We start from the raw sequence: 26,074 nt of genomic DNA, 5'->3' as shown, positions 1-26,074 counted from the left end.
GAAAACTGCCCCCCTTTCCCGGGCTTGCCCGGGGGTTTTCATTTTGGACTCATCCTTCCTCTCTAGCTTATAGGAGGAGGCTTAGACATGGTGCGCAAGCTACTCACCCTGGTTCTTCTGGGATTCGGCGTGGCCTTAGCCCAAGCCCAGGGCTTTCGCGGTCTTTCCCTAGGCACCTCCTATCCGGAAATCGGGGTGCAACCCGGGGAGAGCGTCAACCTGACCCTCACCCTCAAGAACTACGGCCTTCCTCCCGGGGTGGTGCGGGTCCAGGTGGCCGAGGCCCCACAAGGCTGGCAGGCCAGCCTCATCGGCGGAGGCCGTTTGGTGCGGGCGGTTTACCTGACCCCGGACGGGGAAACCACCCTTACCCTTCGCCTCCAGCCTCCCAAGGAGGTGAAGCCCGGCACCTACCGCTTCCTGGTGAGGGCCGAAGGCCTGGGGCAGACCGTTACCCTGCCCATCGCCCTGGTGGTGGGCCAGGGCCTGCCGCAAAGGCTCAGCCTCGAGGCCGAGCTTCCCGTGCTCAAAGGTCCCCCCACCAGCTCCTTCCGCTACCGGGTGACCCTGAAAAACGAATCGGACCGCGACCTCCTGGTTTCCCTGGAATACGAGGCCCCAAAAGGTTGGCAGGTCACATTTACCCCTGCCTTCTCCAGCCAGCAGGTGACCAGCCTGCCCATCAAGGCCGGGGAGAGCAAGGACCTGGATGTGGAGGTATCCCTGCCCAAGGACACCAAGGCGGACACCTACGGCCTCACCCTGAGGGCCGTGGCCGGGGAGGCCAAGGCGGAGCTGGGGCTTACCCTCGAGGTCACAGGCCGACCCGAGGTGCGCTTCACCACCAAGGAGGGGCGGCTTTCCGGACAGGTGGTGGCGGGCCGGGAAAACGCGGTGAAGCTTGTGGTGAAGAACGAGGGTAGCGCCCCGGCCAAGAACCTGTCCTTCAGCGCCATGGAACCCTCGGGCTGGGAGGTGAAGTTTGAGCCGGATAAGCTGGAGGCCCTGGACCCCGGCCAGGAGCAGGAGGTAACCGCCCGCATCAAGCCCTCCCCCAAGGCGGTCACCGGGGACTACATGGTGACCCTTAGCCTCTCCGGAGCCGAGGGCCTCTCCGAGAGCCTGGACTACCGGGCCACCGTGGTGCGCTCCAGCCTTTGGGGCCTGGTGGGGGTGGGCATCATGGCCGTGGCCCTTTTGGTCCTGGGCTTCGCCGTGAACCGCTTCGGCCGGAGGTAGCATGGCGGTCATCGAAACCCATGGCCTCACCAAGCGCTACGGGCGGGTGGTGGCCGTGGAGGACCTGAACCTAGAGGTGCAGGAAGGGGAGGTCTTCGGCCTTCTGGGGCCTAACGGCTCAGGCAAGACCACCACCATTCTCATGCTCCTGGGCCTCACCGAGCCCACCCGGGGCGAGGCCCGGGTTTTGGGTCTGGACCCCATGCGGGAGCCCTTGAAGGTGAAGAGCCAAGTGGGCTACCTCCCCGACCAGGTGGGGTTTTACGGGGAACTCACCGCCTGGGAGAACCTACGCTACACCACCCGCCTTTTGGGCCTCCCCGAGGCCGAGGCCAAAGCCCGCATCGAGGAGGTCTTGCGGCGCATGGGCCTTTGGGAGGTGCGGGACCGGCGGGTTTCCGCCTTCAGCCGGGGGATGCGGCAGCGCCTGGGCCTGGCGGAGGTACTCCTGAAAAGGCCCAAGGTGGCCATCCTGGACGAGCCCACCCTGGGCTTGGACCCCGAGGCCGCCCGGGAGTTTCTGGAGCTCATCAAGGGCCTGAAGGCGGAGGGCATCACCATCCTGCTCTCCAGCCACCTCCTGCACCAGGTGCAGGAGGTCTGCGATCGGGTGGGCCTTTTCCACAAGGGGCGTCTTGCCCTTTTAGGCACCGTGGAGGAGTTGGCGCAAAGGGTCTTGGGCGGCGGCTACGAGATCCTGGTGGAGGCGGGGCCAGGTCTGGAGGCGGCCTTCCGGGAGCTGGAGGGGGTGGCGCGGGTGGAAGCGGAGGCAGGGCGCTACCGCATCCTGGCCAGCCGTGACCTGCGCCCAGAGCTGGCCCGGGTGGCCGTGGAACGCGGAGCCCTCTTCGGCCTGGCCCTGCGCCGTCCCAGCCTGGACGAGGTCTACGCCCATTACTTCAAGGAGGTGGCGCATGCGGCGTGAAGGCTCCCCCTGGACCGGGCTATGGGCGGTCTTCTTCAAGGAGATGGCCGACCACCTCACGGGCTTGAGGATGCGCATTCTGGAGGGGTTGATCCTCCTTTCCGCCCTGGCCGCCGTTTACACCGGCACCCAGACCCTGCGCCAGACCGTGGGGGAGGACCCTTACCTCTACCTGAAGCTCCTCACCACCGCCCAGGATCCCCTGCCCTCCTTCGTGGGCTTCCTCTCCTTCTTCGTGCCCCTGGCCGCCATCGCCTTGGCCTTCGATGCGGTGAACGGGGAATACGCTAGGGGAACGCTTTCCCGTATCCTCTCCCAGCCCATCTACCGGGACGCCCTCCTCTTCGGCAAGTTCCTGGCGGGGCTCGGCACCCTGGCCGTGCTTCTCACCGCCCTCTTCCTCCTGGTGGTGGGCCTAGGCCTCTTCACCCTGGGAGTGCCTCCCGGAGGCGAGGAAATGGCCCGGGCCTTCCTCTTCCTCCTGGCCACCTTGGCCTATGCGGGCTTCTGGCTGGCCTTGGGCCTCCTCTTCTCCGTCCTCTTTCGCCAGCCGGCCACCGCCGCCCTAGCCGCCATCGGGGTCTGGCTCTTCTTCGCCGTCTTCTTCCCCATCCTCACCGACCTGGCGGCAAGCGCCCTTCTCCTTCAAGCCGACCCCTTTGATCCGGAAAGCCAGCTTCGGCAGGCTAACCTGGCCCTCTGGATCTCCCGCCTCTCCCCCAACACCCTGTACGCGGAAACCCTGACCGCCGTCCTCAACCCAGCGGTGCGCTCCTTGGGCCCCATCCTCATCACCCAGCTGGAGGGCGCCGTACTGGGCACACCCCTCCCCTTGGGCCAGAGCCTCCTTCTGGTCTGGCCCCAGCTCACGGGGCTTTTCGCCCTCTTCATCCTCCTCTTCACCCTGGCCTACGTGGCCTTCCAGCGCCAGGAGGTGCGGGCCTGAGCCGCCCAGAAGGCGGCACCCGCCCTGGCCCGGGCCAGGGCGGGCCGTTTAGGGCAAGCCCTATTCCTCCAACCACTCTGTGGCGTAGGCGCTGGTCTTGGGGATAATGCAGAGGAACTCCACCGGCTCTTCCCCCTCGTTCACGTAGGCGTGAGGGGTGTCCGGGGGAATGTAAACCGCCTGCCCAGCAGCCACCTCCTTGACCTCGTCGCCCAGGTAAACCTTCATGCGCCCAGAAAGCACGTACTGCTCGTGCTCAATGGTGGGGTGCTTATGCTTGGGGATGCGGCCCCCCGGCAGGATGGTGAACTTGCGGGTGATGAAGTGGGGGGCTCCATCCTCAGGGCCGATGAGCACCTGGATAAAGGCCTTCTCCCCCCGTTCCACGGGACGGGCCTCCACGCTGGCCCCCTGCTTGACCACAGGCTTCATGGCGACCATTGTAGCAAAAGGCCCTCCACTTCCTCATCGGTGACCTCGCCGAAGTCCATGAAGTAGGCCCCCACGGCGGCGAAGTCCGGCGGGGTGGAGAGGGCCACCACCTCGGCTTGATCCTTCAGCCTCTCCACCGCATCCGGGCTGGCCACAGGCACCGCCACCACCACCCGCCGGGGTTTTTCCGAGAGAACCACGGCCAAGGCCGCCTCCATGGTGGAACCGGTGGCGATGCCGTCGTCCACCAACACCACATCCCGGCCCGCAAGGGGCACCTTTGGCCTCACCTTACGGTAACGCTCGGCCCGCCTGCGGATCACGTCCTTCTGCCGGGCTGCCTCGCGCTCCAGGTAGCTGGGGTCGGCGTACTGGTAGGCATAGGGCTTCAACACCAAGCCCCCCTTCTCCCCCACCGCCCCCAGAGCGAACTCCGGATTTCCTGGGGCTCCCACCTTGCGCACCAGGACCACATCCAGCTCCCCCCCTAGGCCTCTCGCCACCTCATCGGCCACCACCACCCCGCCTCGAGGGATGCCCAAAACCACAGGGCGTTCCAGACCCAAGGGCTTCAGGGCTTCCACCAGAAGAGCCCCAGCGTGCCTGCGGTCGCGGAAGCGCATAGGAAACCTCCCCATTCATGCTACACCGGACCATGGTCTTGAACGCGGTATAAAGTTTTTGGTAACCTGGGCCCCAAGGAGGTCAGCATGGACCACGTAGGCTCCAAACCCTGGCTCGCCCACTATGACCCTGGCGTTCCCCCAGAGGTGGAGGTCCCTGCCATCCCCCTGTGGCGCTTCCTGGAAAACAGCGCCAGCCGCTACGCCCACCATGTGGCCCTGGATTTCCTGGGCAAAACCCTTACCTATGCGGAGCTCTGGGAGAAATCCCGACGCTTCGCCGAGGGGCTTAAGGCCCTGGGGGTGAGGCCTGGCGACCGGGTGGCCATCATGCTTCCCAACACCCCCCAGTTCGTCATCGCCTTCTACGGTACCCTCCTGGCGGGGGGCGTGGGCGTTAACGTGAACCCCCTCTACACCCCAAGGGAGCTAAGGCACCAGCTCAAGGACTCGGGGGCAGAAACCCTGGTCATCCTGGATCACCTTTTGCCCCGCTTCCTGGAGGTGGAGGGGGAAACCCCGGTGAAGCGCACCGTGGTCACAGGCATCAAGGACTTCCTCCCTTTCCCCAAAAACCTCCTTTACCCCTTGAAGGCGAAGCGGGACAAGCTACCCCTGGGCTTTCCCAAACGGGAAGGCTTCCACGCCTTCTTGGACCTCCTGAAGCATCCCCCCGCCACCCCCCATCCCGCTGATCCTGAAGACCTGGCCCTTTTGCAGTACACAGGGGGCACCACGGGCATCTCCAAGGGCGCCATGCTCACCCACCGGAACCTGGTGGCCAACGTCCTGCAGATCGATGCCTGGGATTCCACCTCCAAGGAGCTTCAGGGCAAAGGGGTCATGCTGGGAGCCTTGCCCTTCTTCCACGTCTACGGCATGACCGTGGCCATGAACTACGGCATCTACTCCGGGTACAAGATCGTCCTCCTGGCCAGGCCGGAGATCCATGCCATTGTGGAGGCCATTGAAAAGCACCAGGTCACCCACTTCCCCGGGGTGCCCACCCTCTACGTGGCCTTCAACCACTTCCCGGGAATCGAGAAACGAAACGTAAAGAGCATCCGCATCTGCCTCTCCGGAGCCGCCCCCCTGCCGGTGGAGGTGGCCAAGCGCTTTGAGGAGATCACCGGGGCTCGGCTGATCGAGGGCTACGGCCTCTCCGAGGCCAGCCCGGTCACCCATTCCAACCCCGTCCTGGGGGAGGTGAAGAAAGGCTCCATCGGCATGCCCCTGCCCAGCGTGGAGGCCAAGGTGGTGGACGAGGAGGGGAACGAGGTGCCCCTGGGCGAGGTGAGCGAGCTCATCGTCAAAGGCCCCAACGTCATGAAGGGCTACTGGAACCGCCCCGAGGAAACCCAAAAGGCCCTCAAGGACGGCTGGCTCTTCACCGGGGATATGGCCCGCATGGACCAAGACGGCTACTTCTACATCGTGGACCGCAAAAAGGACATGATCATCGCCGGCGGCTACAACATCTACCCCAGGGAAGTGGAAGAGGTCCTCTACCAGCACGAAGCCGTCCAGGAAGCCGCCGTGGTGGGCGTCCCCGACCCCTACCGCGGGGAAACCGTGGCCGCCTTCATCGTCCTCAAGGAAGCCTATAAGGGCAAGGTCACGGAAAAGGACCTCGAGGCCTTCTGCCGGCAAAACCTCGCCGCCTACAAGGTCCCCCGCATCATCGAGTTCCGGGACAACCTGCCCAAATCCAGCGTGGGGAAGATCCTCAGGCGGGAGCTGCGCGAGGAGTTTGCCAAAAGGCAGCCTTAAGTACCCCGTCGTGGCTTGCGCCACGACGGGGGCCCCAAAGAGGCGATAAGCAAGCCGCTTTGGCTTTAGCCGATGGGGTAGCCTTTGTGCGCGGGTGCTTAGCTTTAGGCCCGCGCCCGGGCCACCGCTTCCCGGAACACCTCCACCGCCCGGTCTACCTCGGCCTCGGTGGTGTAGCGGCCCAAGGAAAAGCGCAAGGAGGCCCGGGCTTCCCTGGGTGAGCGGCCAATGGCCAGGAGGACATGGGAGGGCTCGAGGCTTCCGGCCGAACACGCCGAGCCCGAAGAAACCGCCACCCCCATGAGGTCCATGGCCAGAAGCAAGGCCTCCCCATCCGCACCCTTCACCGTCACGTTGACCAGCTTGGGCAGGCGGCGCTCGGGATGACCGTTGAGCTCCACCCCTTCCACGGCAAGCAAGCCCTCCTCGAGGCGCCGCCTCAAGGCCAGAAGCCGGGCAGACTCCTCGGGCAAAAGCCTTAAGGCCTTTTCCAGGGCTACCGCCATCCCTTGGGCCAGGACGGGGCTTTGCGTGCCCCCCCGCCTCCCCCCCTCCTGCTTGCCCGGCACCAGGGGGAAGAGGTCCACTCCCTGGCGCACCAGAAGGGCCCCGATCCCCTTTGGTCCATAGAACTTGTGGGCGCTTAAGGAGACCAGGTCCGCTCCCACCTCGTCCACCCGAAAAGGCACCTGCCCGACAGCCTGCACGGCATCGGTGTGAAAGAGGGCCCCGTGGGCGTGAGCGATCTCGGCCATCTCTCGGATGGGGTAGAGGGTGCCGAGCTCGTTGTTGGCGGCCATGACGCTCACCAGGATGGTGTCGGGCCTCAGGGCCTCCTCCACCTGCTCGGGGTAGACCAACCCAAAGCGATCGGGCCTGAGCCGGGTCACGGCAAAACCCAGGCGTTCAAGGAGCCGCAAGGCCCCAAGGACCGCGGAGTGCTCCACGTCCGTGCTCACCACATGCCCCTTCCCCTTGGCCAAGGCCACCCCCAAAAGGGCCAGGGCATCCGCCTCCGAACCCGAGGCGGTAAAGACCACCTCCCTGGGGCGCACCCCCAGGAGGCTTGCGATCCGCTCCCGGGCTCCCTCCAGCACCCGCCGGGCCTCCTGGCCAAAGCGGTGGATGCTATTGGGGTTGCCGAAGATTCCTTCCACCTCGCGCATGGCCTGCTGGACCTCAGGGTCCAGGGGCGTGGTGGCCGCGTAGTCCAGATAGACCAAAGCCAAGGTTTCCTCCTTGCCCCTCCCCATTCCCTTTACCAGGAGCAAGCCCTGGCAGGCCTTCCTAACACCCCTTGCCTAGCCTGCGGGCTGGAGCTGGATCAAGCGCTTGGCCTCGATGAGCTTCCGCTCCTCGATGAGGTCCTTCAAGGTGGTGCTCCCCAGGACCTGGCGCATGGCCAGGTCCACCCGCTTCCAGAGGAGCTCGGTGGAGCACTGTCCCACCTTGGCGCAGGACTCTGGGTCCTCGATGCAGGAAACCGGGGCTAGGCTCCCCTCCAGGGCCTCCACCACCTCGAGGGCCGTCACCCTCTCCGGAGGGCGGGCCAGACGATAGCCCCCCCTGGCCCCCCGCACGGAGCGGATGAACCCCGAACGCCTAAGCTGGGCCGCAATCTGCTCCAGGTAGTGCTGGCTGATGCCCTGGGCCTCCGCCACCTCCTTGAGGGGCACCGCCTCCGGGGCCTTGAGGCCGATCTCCACCAGGGCCCTAAGGCCATACTGGGCCTTCGTGGACACCCACATGCCTCCAGTATAGCGCAAAGGCTTTATTTCCTTACTGAAAATACGGTTTTCACGAAGGCCAGGCCGAACAAGGCCGCCTGCAACAACACGATGCTGGCCCCGCTAGGCCAGTCCAGAAGGAAAGAAAGGAAGAGGCCGAGCACCGTGGAAAGGGAGGCCAGGAGGAGGGAAAGAAGGGTGAGCCCGGAAAAGGTTCGGCTCAAGAGCCTGGCCGCCGCCCCGGGGATCACCAAAAAGGCCGCCACCAGAATGATCCCCACCACCTTCACCGCCAACACCAGGCTCACGGCGATGAAGCCGGAAAGGAGGTAATCGTGGAAGACCACCGGCACCCGGTCGGAAAGGGCCAGCTCCCGGTCAAAGGTGGCGTAGGCCAAGGGCCCCCACAGGGGAAGGAGAAAGAGAGCCAGGAAGAGGAGAAGGGCTATGGCCCAAAGGTCTGCCGGCCCCACCGCCAAAAGGGAGCCGAAGAGGTAACCCATGGCGTCCCCCACATACCCCCGGGCCTTGGAGAGGAAGACGGCCCCCAGGGCCACGGAGAGGGCGAAGAAGACCCCGATGGCGGTGTCCTCGGAAAGCTCGGTCTTCTCCTTCACCAAGGTGATGGCCATGGCCACCAGAAAGGTGAAGGGCAGGGCAAACCAAAGGGGCTCCCCCCTTAGGAAAAGCCCCAAGGCCACCCCAGCGAAGGCGGCGTGGGCCAGCCCATCCCCAAGGAAGGAAAGCCGCCTTTGCACCACGAAGGGGGAGAGGAGCCCAGAGAGGAGGCTCACCAAAAGCCCCGCCAGGAGGGCCCTCTGGAAAAAGGGATAACCCAAGGCGTCAAGCATGCCCACCCCCTAGGTACAGCCCGTGGGCGTGGCCCAGGTGTCCAAAGGCCTGGCGCAAGCACTCCTCGGTGAGGGCCCGCTCCGGCGGACCAAACCCCACCACCTTCCGGTTCATCACCAGGACGTGGCTGGCGTGGTGGGCAGCTTCCCAGTCGTGGGTGATCATGAGCACCGTGGCCCCCGATTCCTCCTGGTAGGCCTCCAGATACCGGTAGAGGTCCACCTCCCCCACCCGGTCCACCCCGGTGGCGGGCTCATCCAAAAGGAGGATCCTCGGCCGGCGGATGAGGGCCCGGGCCAGGTAGACCCGTTGGAGCTGCCCCCCGGAAAGCCGGCCCAAGGGGCGGAAGGCCAATGCCTCCGCCCCCACCCGCCTTAAGGCGGAAAGGGCTTCCTCCTTTTCCCAGGGGAAAAGGCGGAAGGGCCAGCGCCGCCTCAGACCCGTGGCCACCAGTTCTAGGGAAAGTGCCGGGAAGGAGCGGTCAAAGGTCTTGATCTGGGGCACGTAGCCAAACCACAGGGGATCGGTTTCTGCCAAAGGGCGCCCCAAAACCCTGACCTCGCCCCGGAAGGGCACAAGGCCCAGGATGGCCTTCAAAAGGGTGCTCTTCCCCGCCCCGTTGGGGCCCACAATGGCCACGAAGGCCCCCTCTGGCACCTTCAGGCTGACGCCCTCCAGGGCCCTGAACTCCCCAAAGCGTACGGACAGGTCTTGGACCTCGAGGGCCAACACACAAGAACGCTAATCCATTTTCAACAAGCTCGTCAAGCCCGAATCACGGCCCAGGATCCCCCGGGCCAGCCTGGAAACAGCCGGGGCCCACCTTTTGACCCAAGCCACGACGGGGTGCTTAAAAGCTGTGCTCCTCGGCGGGGAACACCCCCTCCCGCACCTCCCGCACGTACTGGGATAGGGCCTCGAGGAAGAGCTTTTCCCCCTCCAGGTACCGCTTCACAAACCGGGGTTTGAAATCCCCGTAAAGCCCCACCACGTCGTGGAAGACCAGGACCTGGGCGTCCGTGTGGGGGCCAGCTCCGATGCCCACAGTGTGGATGGAGAGCCTCTCCGTGATCTCCTTGGCCAGCTCCTTGGGCACCATCTCCAGCACCACCCCGTAGGCTCCCGCCTCCTCCAGGGCCAAGGCCCCTTTTAGAATGCGCTCGGCCTCCTCGGGGCGCTTCCCCTGTAACTTGTAGCCCCCAAGCTGGCTCGCCGTCTGGGGGGTGAGGCCCACGTGGCCCAGGACCGGCACCCCTGCCCGGCTGAGCCCCGAAACGATCTCCACCACCTCCTCCCCACCCTCCAGCTTCACCGCATCCGCCCCGCCCTCCTTAAGGAGCCGTTCCGCGGCAAAAAGGGCCCGGTCCAAGGTGGCATAGGAAAGATAGGGCAGGTCGGCCACCAAGAAGGTATCCGGGGCCCCCCGCCGGGCGGCCTTGGTGTGGTGGAGCATCTCCTCCAGGGTGACGGGCACCGTGGAGGAATAGCCCAGCACCACCATGCCCAGGGAATCCCCCACCAGGATGGCGTCCACCCCGGCTTCCTGGGCCAGGCGGGCCGTGGGGTAATCGTAGGCGGTGAGGTAGACCAGGCGTTGGCCTTTGGCTTGGCGGAACTCCTTGACCGTCCGGCGCACGGGAAAAGGCTATCATGAAAGGGCGTGGAAGTGCACCCGGACCTCGCCCTAAGGCCCAGGACCCTGGACGAGTACATCGGCCAGGAGAGGCTCAAGAAAAAGCTGAGGGTGTACCTCGAGGCGGCCAAGGCCCGGGGGGAGCCCCTGGAGCACCTTCTCCTCTTCGGCCCCCCCGGCCTCGGCAAGACCACCCTAGCCCACGTGATCGCCCACGAGCTCGGGGTGAACCTGCGGGTCACCTCGGGGCCGGCCATAGAGAAACCCGGCGATCTGGCCGCCATCCTGGCCAACTCCCTGGAGGAGGGGGACATCCTCTTCATCGACGAGATCCACCGGCTAAGCCGCCAGGCGGAGGAGCACCTCTACCCGGCCATGGAGGACTTCAAGATGGACATCGTCATCGGCCAGGGGCCGGCAGCCCGCACTATCCGCTTGGAGCTTCCCCGCTTCACCCTGATCGGGGCCACCACCCGCCCGGGCCTTATCACCGCCCCCTTGCGGAGCCGCTTCGGCATCGTGGAGCACCTGGAGTACTACTCCTTGGAGGAGCTTTCCGAAGGGGTCAGGCGGGATGCGAGGCTTCTAGGGGTGGCCATCGCCGAGGAGGCCGCCCTGGAGATCGCCAAAAGGAGCCGGGGCACCATGCGTGTGGCCAAACGGCTTTTCCGGAGGGTGCGGGACTTCGCCCAGGTGGCGGGGGAGGAAACCATCACCCGGGAAAGGGCGCTGGAAGCCCTTAACGCCTTGGGCCTGGATGAGCTTGGCCTAGAGCGGCGGGACCGGGAGATCCTGGAAACCCTGATCCTGCGCTTCGGGGGCGGCCCGGTGGGGCTGCAGACCTTGGCCACCGCCGTCTCCGAGGACCCAGGTACCCTGGAAGAAGTCCACGAACCTTACCTCATCCAGCAGGGGCTCCTGAAGCGCACCCCCCGGGGCCGGGTGGCCACGGAACGGGCCTACCGCCACCTGGGCTACCCCCCTCCCGTGGAACCCCTTCTCTAAGCCATGGTACGGGCCACCCTAGAAGAACTGGACCTGGCGGAACTCCTGAAGGCCCTAGCCGACCACCGCAAAAGCGCCGTGGTGACCTTCCGGGGGCGCCTTTACGGCAGGATCCACCTCCTCCACGGGCGCATCCTCTACGCCCGCACCGAGCCGGGGCCCCACCTAGGGGAGTACCTGGTGCGCCTTGGCCACCTTTCCCTGGAGGAAGTTCAGGAGTTAGTGGAGCACCAGGGGCGGGAAAACCCCGGCACCCCCTTGGGGGCCTTGGCCTTAGAGCTCGGCCTCATCGGGGAAGAGGAGCTAAGGGAGGCCCTCGAGGCCCAGGTCCTGGAAGCCCTGGCCACCCTTCTGGGGGAGAAGGAAGGGGAGATCCTAGCCGAGCCCCTCGAGGAGGGAAGCCAGGTGGCCCTTCCCCAGACCCTGGAAACCAAGGCCACCCTTCTGGAAGCAGCCCGGCGCTTGGACGAGTGGCGCCAAGGCCAGGTGGATCCCGAAGAGGTCTTCCACCTGGTGGAGGACCCCACCCGCCATCCCCTCACCCCGGAGGCCTGGACGGTGCTGGAGCTACTGGACGGGGTGCGCCGGGCAAGAAGCGTGGCCTTGCTTTCGGGTCTTCCAGAAGGGCAGGTTTATCACATCCTCTTTGAGCTGAAAAGCCGGGGGCTGATCCGCCCTTCCACCCTGCTGGCGGACGACCCCTTGGTCCTGGTCTTGGCGGAAAGCGGGGTGGTCAGGCGGCTTCTCCTCTACCTACTGGAGGCCCACCGCTACCGGGTGCAACTCCCCTTGGACCTGGAGATGGCCCTCCGCCTTCTCAAGGAGAGGCCCAAGGCCATCATCCTCCAGGGAGAAAAAGCCTTGGAAATAGCCCGAAAGCTCAGGAGCCACCCCGAGGGCAAGCTAGCCTCCTTGTACCTGGTGAGCGAAGCCCCCCCGGGGCTTCTCTTCCGTCCCCTCAGGGTTTTGCATCTCCCCAAACCCCTAAAGGCCCAGGAGGTGCTTAAAGCCCTGGCCCCCTTAAGGCGGGGCGGGACCTAAGTACCCCTTCGTGGCTTGCGCCACGAAGGGGGCCCCAAAGAGGCCATGAGCACGCCGCTTTGGCTTTAGCCGATGGGGCAACCCTTGCGTGCGGATATTAGTTGGGCCGCCTTCCCTCCCGCAGGATGGCCTCCGCCCGCTCTCGGTAGGCCAAAAGGGCCTGGTGCCACTCGTCGGCGGGGTGGACATGGGGTAGCACCGCCTCCGCACGGGCCAGGATCTCTTCAGGGGAGCGGTAACCCAGCTGGGCCAAGGTGTCCACCACCATCTCCTGGGCCCCTACCCACTCCCGGCTTCCCTCCTCGGAAAGCTCCGCCGCCTTACGGTAGTGGGCCAAGGCTTCCTCCAGGTGCATCAGGTCGTAGGCGATATGGCCCAGGATCAGCTCCCCCGCCGCCTCCGCCCCCTGTTGCATGGCCCTTCGGGCCACCTCCTCCGCCTCTTGGTACCGCCCCTGGCGGTACAGGGCCTCAGCCAGGTCCGCCAGCGCCTGGGCCTGGTAGGGGTAGCCCTCTTCCCGCAAAAGCGCCTCCAGGTACTCCTCCGCCTCCAGGTAGGCCCCCTGGTCCAGGGCCGCCACCGCCATCTCGTGGAGAACGTATCCCCTCTCCAGACCCTCGGCCCTGGCCAAGGCTTCCTGGAAGGCCGCCATGCCCTCGGGGTAGCGGCCCAAGCGGAGGAGGATCTGCCCCTGAAGGAGGGGGGTGCCGTAGGCCTTATGGCCGCTTTCTTCCTCCAGGGCCAGGGCCTTCAGTACCTCCTCCAGGGCCCGGTTGGGGTTATCCAGAAGGAAATGGGCCCGGGCCAGGAGGTAGTGGCGGGTGGCGGCGTCCTCCGCGGGCTCCTCCCCCACGGCCCCCGAGGCCTCCTCGAGGGCCAAAAGGGCCCTTTCCCCCTCCCCCGCCTCCACCCACATGGCGGCGGCATCCAAAAGGAGCCAGTAGCGCTCCAACCCCAAGGCCAGCTCCGCCCCCCTCTCGTAGGCCAAGGCGGCCTCCCGAAAGCGGCCAAGCCTCTCCAAGGCCCTCCCCCTAAGCCCCTCCGCCCGCCAGGCCAAAAAGGCGGGAAGCCCCTCCTTAAGCGTCCTCAGCACCTCCTCAAACCGCCCTAGGTAAAAAAGGGCCTGGGCCTGATGGTAGCGGGCCCGGGGGTCCTCCGTGGGGAGGAACAGGGCCAGCACCTCCTTTTCCCCCCGGCCCTCGAGGGCCAGAAGCTCCCCCAGAAGGGCCCGGTACAGGGGGTCGTACTCCAGCCCCCCAAGCTCATAGGCCTCCTCCAGGGCCCGGTGGGCCCTTTCCAGCCCCTCCTCCCCGTAGAGGCTGTGCACCTCCGCCAGGAGCAGAAGGGCCTCCCGGGCCTCCCCTTTGGAGCCGAACAGGGCCTTTCGGGTAAGGCGCTCAATGGCGGTATCGTAGTCCCCTTGGTGCAGGGCCTCGAGGACCCCCTTCATCGCCGCTAGAGGATACCACACCCCCCTCTTCTTTTAGCCTAAAGGCGCTACCATAGGACCAGGGAGGTAGACCTTGCCGCAACGGATTAACCCTTTCACCCTAATCTTTTTGCTCCTACTAGGCTATCTGGCCTACACCGCCTTCACGGGCCCTCCGGCCCCCAGCCTTTCCTACACCGAGTTTCGCAAGCTGGTGCGGGAGGGCAAGGTGACCGAGGTTGTCCTAGAGGAAACCCGCATCCTGGGTACCCTCAAAGAGCCAGAACGTTTCCCCACCCCCCAAGGGGGGAGCCAAGTGGCCAAGCGGTTTGCCGTGCCCTTGCCCCCCGCCCAGGTGGCAGATCCCGAACTCCTGCGCTTTCTGGAGGAAAACGGGGTGAGGATCGTCACCAAGCCCCCCTCCTTCTGGCCCCAGTTCCTCCTCTACCTGGGCCCCACCCTCCTCCTCATCGTCTTCTTCTGGTTCTTCTTCATGCGGGCCCAGGGTGGGGCCGGGCAGGTAATGCAGTTTGGCCAAAGCCGCGCCCGGCTTTACGGGAAGGAGAAGCGGGTCAGCACCACCTTCAAGGACGTGGCTGGACACCAGGAGGCTAAGCGCGAACTCATGGAGGTGGTGGACTTCCTGAAAAACCCCCAAAAGTACCTGGACCTAGGCGCAGAGATTCCCAAGGGCGTCCTCCTGGTGGGGCCCCCAGGCACCGGCAAAACCCTCCTGGCCCGGGCGGTGGCAGGAGAGGCAGGGGTGCCCTTCTTCTCCGTCTCCGCCAGCGAGTTCATGGAGATGTTCGTGGGGGTGGGGGCAAGCCGGGTACGAAGCCTCTTTGAGGACGCCCGCAGGAACGCTCCCAGCATCATCTTCATCGACGAGCTGGACTCCATCGGTAGAAAGCGGGGAGCGGGCATCGGGGGCGGCCATGACGAGCGGGAACAGACCCTGAACCAGATCCTCTCCGAGATGGACGGCTTTGAGAAGGACACCTCGGTGATCGTCCTGGCCGCCACCAACCGCCCGGACATCCTGGACCCCGCCCTCCTTCGCCCCGGGCGCTTTGACCGCCAGGTGGTGGTGGGCCTTCCCACCCTGGAAGAGCGCCGGGATATCCTCCTGGTACACATGCGGGGTAAACCCATCGCCGAGGAGGTGGACGCCCTGGAGCTGGCCCATCTCACCCCGGGCTTCTCCGGGGCCGACCTCAAGAACCTGGTGAACGAAGCCGCCCTGCTGGCGGCCCGGGAGGGGGCCAAGTCCATCCGTAAGGAGCACTTCCTCAAGGCCCTGGACAAGATCGTCCTGGGCCTCGAGCGGCCCGCCCTCAAGCTTTCCGAGGAGGAGAAGAGGGCGGTGGCCTACCACGAGGCCGGGCATGCCGTGGTGGGCGAGGTCCTCCCCCATGCGGACAAGACGGAAAAGGTTTCCATCGTCCCCAGGGGCATGGCCTTGGGTGCCCGCTGGAGCAAACCCGAGGAAAGGGTTTTGGTTTCCAAGGACCACCTCATGGACGAACTGGCCGTCCTCATGGCGGGCCGGGTGGCGGAGGAGCTCTTCACCGGCACCGTGACCACCGGGGCCCAGGACGACTTCAAGCGGGCCACCCAGATCGCCAAGCGCATGGTCCTGGACTGGGGCATGGGGGAACACTTCAAGAACATCGCCTGGGGCTCGGATTCCGGTCCCATCTTCCTGGGGGAGGAGATCGCCAAGAAGAAGGACCACTCCGAGGAAACCGCCCGCCTCATCGACCAGGACATCCGCAAGATCCTGGACGAGGCCTACGCCAAGGCCCGCCAGGTCCTCATGGAGCACGCCTCCGCCATGCACCGGATCGCCGAGGAACTCCTAAGGGAGGAAACCATCCCCGGGGAACGGGTGCGGGCCATCCTCAAGGAAACCCAGGCGGTGCAAAGGGCCTCGGAGGAAAGCGCCTAACAAAGCCCGGGCAGGGCCCGCCTGGCCTCGTCCAGGTGGGTCCGTTGTTCCGCCTCTCCCCATCCCAGAAGGGGCGCCATGAGCCCCACCACCTTGGGCAGGGCCTCCTCCGCCCGCTTCTGGTCCAGAAGGGCCAGGCCCAGCCTGCGGGCCAGCACATCCAGGGGCTTTTGGGCAAGCTCCTCCCTCACCGCCCACACCACCTCCCCCTCCAGGTAGGGAAACCCAGGAAGCAGGGGCCGATCCCCCAAGGCGGCCACCTCGAGGGCCAGGGTGCCGTAGTGGGCGTAGAGGTGCTCGGCCACCTCCTCTGGCAGGGGCAAGGGCGGCCTGGGCCCCGCCCCTAGGAGGGGGGTGCGGTGGCTTTCCGAGGGGGGCAAGGGAAGGGCGAGGTCCTCGGCCAGGCGCTCCAAAAGGTCCAGGGCCATGAGGCGGAAGGTGGTCCACTTTCCCCCGGTGAGGGTGTAGAGGCCCCGCTCCTCCTGGATGAGGTGGTCCCGCACCAAAAGCCTCGTTTCCCCCTTCCCCACCAGGGGCCTTAAGCCCGCCCAGGCGGCCAGGACCCTATCCGAGAGGTCCCCCAGGTAGGGCCGGATCTCCTCCAGGAGGTAGGCCACCTCCTCCTCCCGGGGCAAGGGGCAGGCGGTGGCCTCGGCGGGGAGGTCGGTGGTGCCCAGAAGGGCCTTCCCCCGGTAGGGCAGAAGAAAGAGGACCCGGCCATCCCGGGTCCTGGGCAGGAGGAGGCCCGCCTGCAAGGGGTAGTCCAGGACCAGGTGGGTCCCGCTGGAGGGGGTGAGGAGGGGGGGAAGATGGGGATCAAGGAGGTGGCGCACCCGGTCCGCCTGGGGGCCGGCGGCGTTCACCACCACCCGGGCAGGGACCTCCCTTTCCTTTCCCGTGAGGCGGTCCCGCACCACCGCGCCCCGCACACTTCCCCCCTCCAGGAGGAAGCCCGTGGCCTCGGCGTGGTTCAGGGCCACCGCCCCCCGCGCCAGGGCGGAGAGGATGAGGACCAGGTTCAGGCGGTGGTCGGCGAACTGCCCGTCCTGGTAGAGTACCCCGCCCAGGGTGGGGGGAAGGTCCGGGAAGAGGGCCCGCACCTCCTTGGGCGGGGCGTAGCGGCTTGGGGCCAAGCGGTGCCTTCCCGCCAGGAGGTCGTAGAGCTTGAGGCCCGCCCAGTAGTAGGGAAGCTCCAAGGGACGGAAGAGGGGGGTGAGGAGGGTTAAGGGCCTCGCCAGGTGGGGGGCAAGGTCCAGGAGGACTTTCCGCTCCCGAAGGGCGTCTCTCACCAGCCTTAGCTGGCGGCGGTCCCGGCGCCGCACCGCCAACTCCAGGTAGCGCACCCCCCCGTGGAGAAGCTTGGTGGAGCGGCTACTGGTGCCCGAGGCAAAATCCCCCGCCTCCACCAAAGCGGCCTTCAAGCCCCTTAGCGTGGCCTCCCACAACACCCCCGCCCCCGTGGCCCCACCCCCCAGGATGAGGAGGTCCAGGGGCCCCCCAAGCCTTGCCCAGGATTCCTCCCGCGAAGGGGTCACGCCTCCTCCTCCCGCCAGGCCCGCCCCACCGCCGCCAGGTCCATACTTCTTCATAAGACCTCCCGAAGCCGCCTAGCGGTGTCCTCCGGCAGGGCGTCCACCACGAAGGTGCCCGCCCCAAGCTCCGTGCCCGCCAGGAACTTGAGCTTGTCCTTGGCCCGTTTGGGGGGGTAGAACTCCACGTGGAAGTGGAAGGTGCGCTCCTCCCCCAGGGGAGCGGCGTGGAAGACCATCACGTAGGGGAAGGGCTCCCCGAAAAGGGCGTCGTAGCGGGCCACCACCCGGCCCAGAAGCCGGGCGAAGGCCGCCATCTCTTCCTCGGAAAAGGTCCAAAGCCCGGGGTGGCGCTCCAAGGGAGCCACCCAGACCTCAAAGGGGTAGCGGGCGAAGGGAGGGACGAAGGCCAGGAAGCCCCCCTCCCCGTCCACCCGGTAGGGCTCCAGGTGGGGGAAAAGCTCCTCGAGGACGGGCCTTTCCCGGAAGGCCTGGGCCTCCCGCTCCAAAAGGGGGGGCACGAAGGGGTAGGCGTAGACCTGCCCGTGGGGGTGGTGCAGGGTCACCCCCACCGCCTCGCCCCGGTTCTCGAAGGGCATGACGAAGCGCACCCCCTCGAGGGCGTAGAGGGCCTGGTACCGCTCCCGCCAGACCCAGGCCAAAAGGAGCCTTTCCTCCTCCGTGAGGGTGGCCAGGCTGCCCGTGTGGCTCGGGGTGTAGACCACCACCTCGCACCGGCCCAAGGCCCGTTCCGCCAGGACGGGAAGCCCCTCGGGGGGCGGGGGCGGGCTGGGGACGAAGGAGGGAAAGCGGTTCTCAAACACCGCCACCTGGAAGGTGGGGAAGGGGATCTCCGTGGGGAAGCCCCCTTCCCGGCTGGGGCACAAGGGGCAGTGCTCCTTGGGGGGCAAAAAGGTGCGCTCCTGGCGGTGGGCGGCGTAGACCACCCACTCCCGCCTTAGGGGGTGGTAGCGGAGGTGGGGGGCGGGAGCTAGAGCCTCCTGGGGCTCGGCCAAAGGGGGCCCCTCCAAGGGCTTCAGGCCGTAAAGGATAAGCTCCCGCCCATCGGGCTTCCGGTGGTAGCGCTTGTGGACCTCCATCCTTACCCCAGCCTACGCCCTAAAACGCCTTCTCCTACCAGGCCACCCCCGGGGGCAGGAGGCGCTCCAGGTAGGTGATACCACCCCACGGAGACTTCGTCCCCGTGGGGGCCCCGGTGAAAGGGTATCCAAGGCCCTCGCCAGGTGAAGGGAGGGAAGGGTTCAACAGCAAGGGGTATGAGCTCCAAAACGTGCCGCGACCAGAGCCTCTCCCCTTCCCAGGCCTCCCCCACCAGGCGGTAGGCCCCAGGGGGAAGCTGGGCCAAAGCCGCCTGCACCGGGAGGAAGGGGGCTTGGGCCTCGAGGGGGCTCTCCGAGAGCTCCCCTAGGCTGAACAACCGCCGGACCTCCCCCGGGGCCAGGGCTACCTCTACTTCCAAGAGGGAAAGAGCGGCCGGGCCCTCCGGCCAGCGCACCTCACTTATGGGCCGATGCGCAAGGGTAGACCCAGGGGCAGAGGCTAAGCACCCGCACACAAAGGTCGCCCCATCGGCTAAAGCCAAAGCGGCTTGCTTATCGCCTCTTTGGTGCCCCCGTCGCGGCACAAACCACGACCAAGCCACGACGGGGTACTTAAAAGGGCTTGCCCCTGGTCTCTCCTGGACCCCCGTGGCGCAAGCCGCGATGGGGTGCCTCGCTCCCACCGGGCTCAGCAGGCTCGGGACCCTACGCCAAGGCGAGCTCTACCAGGCGCCGCAGGAGCTCCGGGTAGGTGAGCCCCGCGGCCTCAAAGAGCCGCGGGTACATGCTGGTGGGGGTGAAGCCGGGGATGGTGTTCACCTCGTTGAGGTACACCTCCCCCTCGGCCAGGAAGAAGTCCACCCGGGCCATGCCGCGAATGCCCAAAAGCCTGTAGGCCTTCAAGGCCAGTTCCTGCACCGTTTCCTGGGTGCCGGGGTCCAAGGGGGCCGGGATCAAAAGCTCCGCCCGCCCAGGGGTGTACTTGGTCTCGTAGTCGTAAAAGAGGGCCTGGTAGCGCACCTCCCCCACGGGGCTGGCCTCGCCAAAGACGTTCCCCAGGATACCCACCTCCAGCTCCCGCACCCCCGAAAGCGCCTGCTCCACCACCGCCTTCTGGTCGTGGCGGAAGGCCTCGGCCAACGCCTCCTCCAGCTCGGCGTAATGCTCCACCCGGCGGATGCCGATGCTGGAACCCGTGTTGGCGGGCTTCACAAAAAAGGGGGGGTCAAAGGGGACAAAGGGGCGCTCCCCCTGATAAAGGGCCACCCAGGGAACCACGGGAATTCCCGCCTGGGCCAGAACCCTTTTGCTTAGGTCCTTATCCATGCAAAGGGCGCTGGCCGCCACCCCTGCCCCCACGTAGGGCTTACCCAGGACCTCCAAAAACCCCTGGATGGAACCATCCTCCCCCCACCTTCCGTGGAGGAGGGGGAAAACCACATCGTACCGGTCCCACGCCAACGGAGGGGGAAAGGCATGCCGCCCCATAGGAGCCACCCTGGCCCTAAGAGCGGCAAACGCCTCCTCCCCGAGGAGCCACCTGCCGTCCTTGGCGATCACGGCGAGCTCGGTGGCAAAGGGCATGTGCTCCAAAACCCCACGGGCGGAAAGCAAGGAAACCTCGTGCTCAGGGCTTCTTCCCCCGGCGATGAGAAGGACCTTGGGCGCGGACATGACTAAAGCTTAGCCCTTTTCCCCCAAGCCCTGGGAAAGATTCATGCCATTAAAACGGCCCGCACAGGGGGGAAGTCCTTCCCTCACCCAGCAGAGCACGGCTTCCTTGGCCGCCTCGAGAACCCTCTCCACCACCGGCCATTCCTCGGGAAGGAAGGGGGAAAGCACGTACTCCGCCCCCTTTTCCCGGGAAGGCGGCTTGCCGATCCCCAAGCGCAGACGGTGGAAGGCTTCCGTTCCCAAGGCCTCGGCGATGGAGGCCACCCCCCGGTTCCCCGCCGCGCTGCCCCCGGCCTTAAAGCGCAGCCGGCCTAAGGGCAGGTCCATCTCGTCGTGCACCACCAGGAGGCGCTCCGGGGGAATATGGTAAAAGCGCACCAGCGGGGCCACCGCCTGCCCGCTCAGGTTGTAGTAGGTGAGGGGCTTGAGGAAAAGCCCCTTCTCCCCTTCCACCTCCGCCTCGGCCAGCAGGGCCTCCCCCTTCTTCCGGAACTCCAGGCCCATACGGTCCAGGACCATGAAGCCCAGGTTGTGCCGGGACCTGGCGTACCTTTCCCCCGGGTTGCCCTGGCCCACCACCAAAAACATCCGCCCCCTCCCAAAAAGGGGGGTGGGATCGCCCTCAGATCCCACCCCCTCGGAAGGCAAGCCCCGCGTGGCGCCTGCCTCACTCCTCCTCTTCCTTCTTGCCCTTCTTGATCACCTCGGGCTCCGCTGGGGCCTCGAGGGCCTCCGCCGCCAGCCGCTCCACGTCCTCCGGCGGCACCACGGCGGCGATGGTTTCCTCGGGGGAGATCGCCAGCTTCACCCCTTCGGGAAGCTTCAGGTCGGCGGCGTGGAGGCTATCCCCGATGCCCAAGCCGGAAACATCCACCTCGATGAACTCGGGGATGTTGCGGGGGGAAACCCGGACCAGGATGTCCCGGTGCACCTCCTGCAAGACGCCGCCCTCCCGCACCCCCTGGGGCGTGCCCACGAAACGCAAGGGGATGTACATCTCCACGGGTTCGTCGGAGAGGACGTAGAAGTCCACGTGCTCGGGGCGGCGCTTGCGCTTGTCCAGGTTCACCTGACGCACCAGGGTGGGAAGCTCCTGGCCATCCGGCAACTCCAAAACGATGACGTGGTGGATGGAAGCCTGCCGGAAGACCTTGTCAAACTCCCCCAGCTCCACGTACACCTTCCGGTTCAGCTGCTTGTTGTAGATGACGCCGGGGAGCTTTCCCGCACGGCGCAAGGCGGCGGGCTTCTCCCCCTCCCGGTACTGGGCCTTCAAACGGTACTCCATGGCTCCTCCTAAACGCAACCGCCCCCAAGGGGCACACTATGGGAAAGCTTAACACATCCCCTTGCCTTCCTTCCACACCTCAGATCAAGGCGCTCACCGACTGGTTGGTGTGCACGTGCTGGATGGCCTGGGCCAGGAGTTCAGCGGTGGAGAGGACAGTGTAGCCCCCGTCCTTGAGGGGGATGGTGTCGGTGAAGACCACCTCGCGGATGGCAGGGTGGGCCAGGTTCTCCCGGGCTTCGCCCACTAGCACCGGATGGGTAGCCAGGACCACCACCTCGGGCAAAGCGCCGGCCTCGAGGAGGGCCTCCACCCCCCGCCTTATGGTCCCCCCGGTGGAAATGATGTCGTCCACAAGCAAGGGCCTCTTCCCCGCCACGTCCCCGATCACGTAGGTGACTGCGGTCTCCTTGGGCCCGTGGCGGCGCTTGGCCAGCATGGCGAAGGGCAGGCCCAAGCGTTCGGAAAGCCTGCGAGCCTCCTCCGCCCGGCCCGCGTCCGGGGAAACCACCACGGCGTTTTCCGCGTAGCCCCTTTCCCGAAGGTAGCGGGCGAAGAGGCGCACCGCGGAGAGGTGGTCCACGGGGATGTCAAAAAAACCCTGGATCTGGGGAGCGTGCAGGTCAATGGCGATCACCCGGTGCACCCCTACGGTTTCCAGGAGATTGGCCACCAGTTTGGCGCTCACGGGCTCGCGGCCTTGGGTCTGCTTATCCTGGCGGGCGTAGCCGAAGTAGGGGATGACGGCGTTGATGCGGCCCGCGGAGCTCCGCCTTGCGGCATCGGCCAGGAGAAGGAGCTCCATCAGGTGGTCGTTCACCGGGGGGCTGGTGGGCTGGATGAGGTACACATCGTCCCCGCGCACGCTCTCCAGGAGGCGCACCCGCACCTCCCCGTCGGGGAAGCGGTCCACCACCGCCTTTCCCAAGGGAACCCCCAGGGCTTCCGCCACCCGCCGGGCCAGATCGGGGTGGGCGTTCCCCGTGAAGATCCGGATTTCCATGGGCTCCTCCCCTTTCATTATGCCAAAAGGGCCTGGGCCAGGAGGCCAAGGCGCCTCGAGGCCTCCTGCAAAAAAGCCTGGAAGTCCCTGGCCGCCTCCTCCCCCGCCCCATCGGTCACGGCCCGGACCAGGGCCATGGGATGGCGGAAGCGCCAGGCCACCATGAGGGCCGCAGCCCCCTCCATCTCCACCGCCTGGGCCCCGTGGAGCTGGGCCAGCCTCCGTGCCTCCTCCCTGTTCGCCAGAAACCGGTCCCCCGTGGCCACCACCCCCCGCCGGAAGGGAAAGCCCAGGGCCTGGGCCGCCCTCTCCGCCCGGGCCAAAAGCTGGGGGTCGGAGGGGAAGAAGCGCACCCCAAAGGCCGTCTCCCCAGGCTCCCGGCCAAAAGGGGTGAGGTCCACATCCCACTGCACCGCCCGCTCCGCCAGCAGGAGGTCCAAAGCCCTGAGGGAAGGGTCCAAGCCCCCCGCTACCCCCAGGAAGAAGCTTTCCTTAGGAGCAAAGCGGGTTAGGACATGGGCCACCGCCGAGGCCGCCGCCACCTTCCCCACCCCGGTCTCCGCCACCAGCACCCCCTTGCCCCGGTGGAGGGGGAAGGGGGCCTCGAGGGCCTCCACCGCCCCCAAGGCCTCCCTAAGGGCTTCCGCTTCCTCGGGCTCGGCGGCGAAGAAGGCGGTCATGGCGCTAGGGGGATGGTGGGCTGGACCCTGAGGCCCGCCCTCAGGACCTTCTCCGCCCAGGCCTTGGCCCCAGGGAGGTCATGGTCCCGGTAGTTGCCGCACTCCCGGAAGCTCGCTCCGGGCACGGGCCCCTCGTGCAGGAGGACATCCCTTAGGGCGCGCTCCAAGGCCAGCAAAACCCTCTCCTCGTCCAAAGGGCCTTCCACCACCAGGTAAAACCCCGTGCGGCACCCCATGGGGGAGAGGTCGATGACCCCCTCCAGGTGGTCCCGCAGGTACCCCGCCAGGAGGTGCTCGAGGGTGTGCAAGGCCCCCGTGGGTAGGGTCTCCCGGTTGGGCTGGGCCAGGCGCAGGTCGTACTTTTCCACCACCCCACCCCCCAGGGGCTTTCTCCCCGCCAGCCGCACGTAGGGGGCCTTCACCTTGGTGTGGTCCAGGGCAAAGCTCTCCACCTCGGCCATGGCCCCATCCTACCCTGCTAGACTGGCCCATATGGTCCTGGTGCTGGACTTCGGCTCCCAGTACACGAGGCTCATCGCCAGAAGGCTCCGGGAACTCCGGGCCTTCTCCCTGATCCTGCCCGGGGACGCCCCCCTGGAAGAAGTCCTGAAGCACAAGCCCGAGGCCCTCATCCTCTCCGGTGGCCCCAGGAGCGTCTTTGACCCCCAGGCCCCCCGCCCAGACCCCAGGCTCCTGCGCCTCGGCCTCCCCACCCTGGGCATCTGCTACGGGATGCAGCTTCTGGCCCAGGAGCTTGGGGGCAAGGTGGAACGGGCTGGCCGGGCGGAGTACGGCAAGGCCCTCCTCACCCGCTACGCCGGCCCCCTCTTCCGGGGCTTGGAGGGAGAAGTCCAGGTCTGGATGAGCCACCAGGACGCGGTGACCGAGCTCCCCCCAGGGTGGCGGGTGGTGGCGGAAACCGAGGAGAACCCGGTGGCGGCCATGGAAGCCCCCGACGGCAAGACCTTCGCCGTCCAGTTCCACCCCGAGGTGGCCCACACCCCCAAGGGTATGCAAATCCTGGAAAACTTCCTGGAGCTTTCCGGGGTTCGGCGGGACTGGACCCCAGAGCACGTCCTGGAAGACCTCCTCAAGGAGGTGCGGGAGCGGGTGGGGCAAGACCGGGTTCTGCTGGCGGTCTCCGGAGGGGTGGACTCCAGCACCCTAGCCCTCCTCCTGGCCCGGGCGGGGGTGGACCACCTGGCGGTCTTCGTGGACCACGGCCTCCTGCGCCTGGGGGAGCGGGAGGAGGTGGAAGGGGCCCTTAGGGCCCTTGGGGTCAACCTCCGGGTGGTGGAGGCCAAAGAGCGCTTCCTAAAGGCCCTAAAAGGGGTGGAGGACCCGGAGGAAAAGCGCAAGATCATCGGGCGGGAGTTCGTGGAGGTCTTCAGCCAGGTGGCCCGGGAGGAGGGCCCCTTCCGCTTCCTGGCCCAGGGCACCCTCTACCCGGACGTGATCGAGTCCGCCGGCGGGCACGGGGCGGCCAAGATCAAGAGCCACCACAACGTGGGGGGCCTCCCCCAGGACCTCAAGTTTGAGCTCCTGGAGCCCTTCCGCCTCCTCTTCAAGGACGAGGTACGGGAGCTGGCCCTGCTCCTCGGCCTCCCAGACCCCATCCGCCTGCGCCACCCCTTCCCGGGGCCGGGCCTGGCGGTGCGGGTGCTGGGGGAGGTCACGGAGGAGAAGCTGGACATCCTCCGGCGGGCTGACGATATCTTCATAAGCCTTCTAAGGGAGTGGGGGCTGTATTCCCAGGTGGCCCAGGCCCTGGCGGTGCTGACCCCGGTGCGGAGTGTGGGGGTGGCGGGGGACGAGCGGAAGTACGGCTACGTCCTGGCCCTAAGGGCCGTCACCACCGAGGACTTCATGACCGCGGACTGGGCCAGGCTTCCCCTGGAGTTTTTGGACGAGGTGGCGAGGCGCATCCCCCGCAGGGTGCCGGAGATCGGCCGGGTGGTCTACGACCTCACCAGTAAGCCCCCGGCCACCATAGAATGGGAGTGATGGGCGAAGCCGCAAGGCGCCTCGAGCCCCTTTCCCTCGAGGCCTACCTGGAGCTCGAAGCCAGGTCCCCGGTGAAGCACGAGCTGGTGGAGGGCACCCTCCACGCCATGGCCGGGGCCAGCCGGGCCCACAACCTCATCGTCACCAACCTGGCCCTCCTCCTAGGCCCCCTGGCCCGGCGCCGGGGCTGCCGCCTCTACGTGGCGGACATGAAGCTCAAGGTGGGGGAACGCACCGTCTACTACCCCGACCTCATGGCCGTCTGCATCCCGCCTCCGGAAAACCCCTACTACGAGGAAGCCCCTTGCCTGGTGGTGGAGGTGCTCTCGGAAAGCACCGAGGGAGTGGACCGGCGGGAAAAGCTCTGGCGCTACCTGGCCCTGCCCTCCCTCCAGGCCTACCTTCTGGTGAGCGCCCTGGAGCGCCGGGCAGAGCTGTACTGGAAGAAAGGAGGGGAGGTCTTCTACCAGGTGCTGGAGGCGGGGGAAGTCCCCCTCCCCTGCCTGGAAGGAAGCTTCCCCTTGGAGGAGGCCTACGCCGGGGTGGACCTCGAGGGCCGCCCGGACTAAACTGGAGGGGAAAGGAGGTCAAGTATGCCCACCTTTATCGTCCTCAGCACCCTCACGGACGACGGCGCCGAAACCCTGGTGAAAAACCCCGAGCGCATCAAGGAGGTGAACCAGGAGCTGGAGCGGGACTTCGGGGTCAAGGTGGTGGCCCAGTACGCGGTCTTGGGGCCTTATGACTTCGTGAACATCGTGGAGGCAGAGGATGCCCTGGCGGTGGCCCGGGCCATGCTCCACCTCTCGGCGCGGGGCAGCGTGAAGACCACCACCCTCGAGGCCATCCCCGTGGCCGACCTCATCGCCAAGCTCAAGTAGTGGAGGTTCTGGAAACCGCCGTCTACGCCGAGGATCTGGAGAGGGCCCGGGCCTTTTACGAGGGGGTTCTGGGCCTTCCTTGCTTCCAGTTCAAGCCTCCGCGCCACGCCTTCTTCCGGGCGGGGAAGGGGGTCTTTTTGGTCTTCAACCCCCATTACACGGCAAAGGAGGAAAACCTTCCCCCCCACGGGGCCCAAGGGAGCGTCCACGTGGCCTTTAAGGTGGCGGAGGAGGAGCTTGCCTACTGGGCAGAGCGCCTCCAGGAAGCGGGGTTTCCTGTATGGTGGGCGGACTGGCCCCAGGGGAAAAGCCTTTACACCCGCGATCCGGAAGGCAACCTGGTGGAGCTCGCCCCCGCCGCCATCTGGGGCCTAGAATGAGGCC

Annotated in this window: 28 protein-coding genes; 11 read left to right on the top strand and 17 right to left on the bottom strand. The window is 66.6% G+C overall.

Annotation, left to right across the window (positions count from 1 at the left end):
- Positions 1-87: 87 nt before the first annotated feature.
- From L1087_RS03105 to L1087_RS03095, 3 genes are read left to right on the top strand one after another with little or no spacing between them, the layout of a single operon-like run.
- Positions 88-1,239: an NEW3 domain-containing protein gene (locus L1087_RS03105; RefSeq protein ID WP_038041753.1), complete on the top strand. Its 1,152-nt coding sequence runs from the start codon at positions 88-90 to the stop codon at positions 1,237-1,239.
- A gap of 1 nt (position 1,240) precedes the next feature.
- Positions 1,241-2,164: an ABC transporter ATP-binding protein gene (locus L1087_RS03100; RefSeq protein ID WP_135260800.1), complete on the top strand. Its 924-nt coding sequence runs from the start codon at positions 1,241-1,243 to the stop codon at positions 2,162-2,164.
- Positions 2,154-3,110 carry an ABC transporter permease gene (locus tag L1087_RS03095; protein WP_038045774.1) on the top strand — a complete coding sequence of 319 codons (957 nt, stop codon included), beginning with the start codon at positions 2,154-2,156 and terminating at the stop codon, positions 3,108-3,110. The genes L1087_RS03100 and L1087_RS03095 overlap by 11 nt, the downstream gene beginning before the upstream one ends.
- 60 nt (positions 3,111-3,170) lie before the next feature.
- Here L1087_RS03095 and L1087_RS03090 read toward each other — a convergent pair whose 3' ends face one another.
- Both L1087_RS03090 and L1087_RS03085 read right to left on the bottom strand, forming a co-directional pair.
- Positions 3,171-3,551, bottom strand: coding sequence for a cupin domain-containing protein (locus tag L1087_RS03090; RefSeq protein ID WP_038041750.1), 381 nt, complete (start codon positions 3,549-3,551; stop codon positions 3,171-3,173).
- Entirely contained in the window at positions 3,539-4,165 is a 627-nt protein-coding gene (locus L1087_RS03085; RefSeq protein WP_038041749.1) for a phosphoribosyltransferase, read from the bottom strand. The genes L1087_RS03090 and L1087_RS03085 overlap by 13 nt, the downstream gene beginning before the upstream one ends.
- An 87-nt stretch (positions 4,166-4,252) precedes the next feature.
- Here L1087_RS03085 and L1087_RS03080 point away from each other — a divergent pair, with 87 nt between their 5' ends.
- Positions 4,253-5,935 carry a long-chain-fatty-acid--CoA ligase gene (locus L1087_RS03080; protein WP_234557577.1) on the top strand — a complete coding sequence of 561 codons (1,683 nt, stop codon included), beginning with the start codon at positions 4,253-4,255 and terminating at the stop codon, positions 5,933-5,935.
- 104 nt (positions 5,936-6,039) lie between these two features.
- On the opposite strand, the gene L1087_RS03075 is transcribed toward L1087_RS03080, so the two are convergent.
- The 5 genes from L1087_RS03075 to panB all read right to left on the bottom strand — a co-directional run bounded on the left by L1087_RS03075 (position 6,040) and on the right by panB (position 10,150).
- Positions 6,040-7,188 carry a cysteine desulfurase family protein gene (locus L1087_RS03075; RefSeq protein ID WP_234557575.1) on the bottom strand — a complete coding sequence of 383 codons (1,149 nt, stop codon included), beginning with the start codon at positions 7,186-7,188 and terminating at the stop codon, positions 6,040-6,042.
- Positions 7,189-7,236: 48 nt separating this feature from the next.
- Positions 7,237-7,683, bottom strand: coding sequence for an RrF2 family transcriptional regulator (locus L1087_RS03070; RefSeq protein ID WP_038041747.1), 447 nt, complete (start codon positions 7,681-7,683; stop codon positions 7,237-7,239).
- 23 nt (positions 7,684-7,706) lie between these two features.
- On the bottom strand, positions 7,707-8,513 hold the full coding sequence (locus tag L1087_RS03065) for a metal ABC transporter permease (RefSeq protein WP_135343523.1): 807 nt from the start codon (positions 8,511-8,513) through the stop codon (positions 7,707-7,709).
- Positions 8,506-9,246: a metal ABC transporter ATP-binding protein gene (locus L1087_RS03060; RefSeq protein WP_038041745.1), complete on the bottom strand. Its 741-nt coding sequence runs from the start codon at positions 9,244-9,246 to the stop codon at positions 8,506-8,508. The genes L1087_RS03065 and L1087_RS03060 overlap by 8 nt, the downstream gene beginning before the upstream one ends.
- 118 nt (positions 9,247-9,364) lie before the next feature.
- Positions 9,365-10,150, bottom strand: coding sequence for a 3-methyl-2-oxobutanoate hydroxymethyltransferase (gene panB, locus L1087_RS03055; protein ID WP_038041743.1), 786 nt, complete (start codon positions 10,148-10,150; stop codon positions 9,365-9,367).
- A gap of 30 nt (positions 10,151-10,180) precedes the next feature.
- Here panB and ruvB point away from each other — a divergent pair, with 30 nt between their 5' ends.
- Positions 10,181-11,152: a Holliday junction branch migration DNA helicase RuvB gene (gene ruvB, locus L1087_RS03050; protein WP_038043425.1), complete on the top strand. Its 972-nt coding sequence runs from the start codon at positions 10,181-10,183 to the stop codon at positions 11,150-11,152.
- A gap of 3 nt (positions 11,153-11,155) precedes the next feature.
- Positions 11,156-12,193: a DUF4388 domain-containing protein gene (locus L1087_RS03045; RefSeq protein ID WP_234557573.1), complete on the top strand. Its 1,038-nt coding sequence runs from the start codon at positions 11,156-11,158 to the stop codon at positions 12,191-12,193.
- A gap of 97 nt (positions 12,194-12,290) precedes the next feature.
- Here L1087_RS03045 and L1087_RS03040 read toward each other — a convergent pair whose 3' ends face one another.
- Positions 12,291-13,643: a tetratricopeptide repeat protein gene (locus L1087_RS03040; RefSeq protein ID WP_234557571.1), complete on the bottom strand. Its 1,353-nt coding sequence runs from the start codon at positions 13,641-13,643 to the stop codon at positions 12,291-12,293.
- 73 nt (positions 13,644-13,716) lie between these two features.
- On the opposite strand from L1087_RS03040, the gene ftsH reads away from it, so the two are divergent.
- Positions 13,717-15,570, top strand: a complete 1,854-nt coding sequence (ftsH, locus tag L1087_RS03035) for an ATP-dependent zinc metalloprotease FtsH (protein WP_234557570.1) — start codon at positions 13,717-13,719, stop codon at positions 15,568-15,570.
- Here the strand turns inward: ftsH and L1087_RS03030 are convergent.
- From L1087_RS03030 to L1087_RS02990, 9 genes are all read right to left on the bottom strand, one after another.
- Positions 15,567-17,105 carry an FAD-dependent oxidoreductase gene (locus L1087_RS03030; protein ID WP_234557829.1) on the bottom strand — a complete coding sequence of 513 codons (1,539 nt, stop codon included), beginning with the start codon at positions 17,103-17,105 and terminating at the stop codon, positions 15,567-15,569. The two genes, ftsH and L1087_RS03030, sit on opposite strands and share 4 nt — an antisense overlap.
- A 50-nt stretch (positions 17,106-17,155) precedes the next feature.
- Positions 17,156-18,199, bottom strand: a complete 1,044-nt coding sequence (gene galT, locus L1087_RS03025; RefSeq protein WP_234557567.1) for a galactose-1-phosphate uridylyltransferase — start codon at positions 18,197-18,199, stop codon at positions 17,156-17,158.
- 2 nt (positions 18,200-18,201) lie between these two features.
- The gene (locus L1087_RS03020; protein WP_234557565.1) at positions 18,202-18,615 is read right to left on the bottom strand and encodes a hypothetical protein; all 414 of its coding nucleotides are present in this window, start codon (positions 18,613-18,615) and stop codon (positions 18,202-18,204) included.
- Positions 18,616-18,865: 250 nt separating this feature from the next.
- Positions 18,866-19,834: a D-alanine--D-alanine ligase gene (gene ddl, locus L1087_RS03015; RefSeq protein ID WP_234557563.1), complete on the bottom strand. Its 969-nt coding sequence runs from the start codon at positions 19,832-19,834 to the stop codon at positions 18,866-18,868.
- Positions 19,835-19,843: 9 nt separating this feature from the next.
- A complete protein-coding gene (gene pth / locus L1087_RS03010; RefSeq protein WP_234557561.1) occupies positions 19,844-20,422 on the bottom strand; it encodes an aminoacyl-tRNA hydrolase in 579 nt (192 codons plus the stop codon).
- A gap of 79 nt (positions 20,423-20,501) precedes the next feature.
- A complete protein-coding gene (locus tag L1087_RS03005; protein ID WP_135260791.1) occupies positions 20,502-21,122 on the bottom strand; it encodes a 50S ribosomal protein L25 in 621 nt (206 codons plus the stop codon).
- A gap of 79 nt (positions 21,123-21,201) precedes the next feature.
- The gene (locus L1087_RS03000; RefSeq protein ID WP_038043416.1) at positions 21,202-22,125 is read right to left on the bottom strand and encodes a ribose-phosphate diphosphokinase; all 924 of its coding nucleotides are present in this window, start codon (positions 22,123-22,125) and stop codon (positions 21,202-21,204) included.
- 17 nt (positions 22,126-22,142) lie between these two features.
- Complete coding sequence (mtnN, locus tag L1087_RS02995; protein WP_135343530.1) at positions 22,143-22,805, bottom strand: 5'-methylthioadenosine/S-adenosylhomocysteine nucleosidase; 663 nt, start codon at positions 22,803-22,805, stop codon at positions 22,143-22,145.
- Positions 22,802-23,266: an S-ribosylhomocysteine lyase gene (locus tag L1087_RS02990; protein WP_135343531.1), complete on the bottom strand. Its 465-nt coding sequence runs from the start codon at positions 23,264-23,266 to the stop codon at positions 22,802-22,804. Before L1087_RS02990 ends, mtnN begins: the two co-directional genes overlap by 4 nt.
- A gap of 31 nt (positions 23,267-23,297) precedes the next feature.
- Here L1087_RS02990 and guaA point away from each other — a divergent pair, with 31 nt between their 5' ends.
- Genes guaA through L1087_RS02970 form a run of 4 tightly spaced genes read left to right on the top strand, consistent with a single transcriptional unit; the run spans position 23,298 to position 26,070 of the window.
- Positions 23,298-24,809 carry a glutamine-hydrolyzing GMP synthase gene (gene guaA, locus L1087_RS02985; protein ID WP_234557560.1) on the top strand — a complete coding sequence of 504 codons (1,512 nt, stop codon included), beginning with the start codon at positions 23,298-23,300 and terminating at the stop codon, positions 24,807-24,809.
- Positions 24,809-25,378 carry a Uma2 family endonuclease gene (locus L1087_RS02980; protein ID WP_234557559.1) on the top strand — a complete coding sequence of 190 codons (570 nt, stop codon included), beginning with the start codon at positions 24,809-24,811 and terminating at the stop codon, positions 25,376-25,378. The genes guaA and L1087_RS02980 overlap by 1 nt, the downstream gene beginning before the upstream one ends.
- A 24-nt stretch (positions 25,379-25,402) precedes the next feature.
- Positions 25,403-25,690, top strand: a complete 288-nt coding sequence (locus tag L1087_RS02975; protein WP_038041720.1) for a glutamine synthetase/cystathionine beta-lyase binding protein — start codon at positions 25,403-25,405, stop codon at positions 25,688-25,690.
- Entirely contained in the window at positions 25,690-26,070 is a 381-nt protein-coding gene (locus tag L1087_RS02970; RefSeq protein WP_135260786.1) for a VOC family protein, read from the top strand. Before L1087_RS02975 ends, L1087_RS02970 begins: the two co-directional genes overlap by 1 nt.
- Positions 26,071-26,074 lie beyond the last annotated feature (4 nt).

Source organism: Thermus tengchongensis, from assembly GCF_021462405.1.
In the GTDB taxonomy this organism is placed as follows: Bacteria; Deinococcota; Deinococci; order Deinococcales; family Thermaceae; genus Thermus; species Thermus tengchongensis.
The sequence above is the reverse complement of the archived record's forward strand: the minus strand, read 5'-3'. Positions and strand labels throughout refer to the sequence as shown.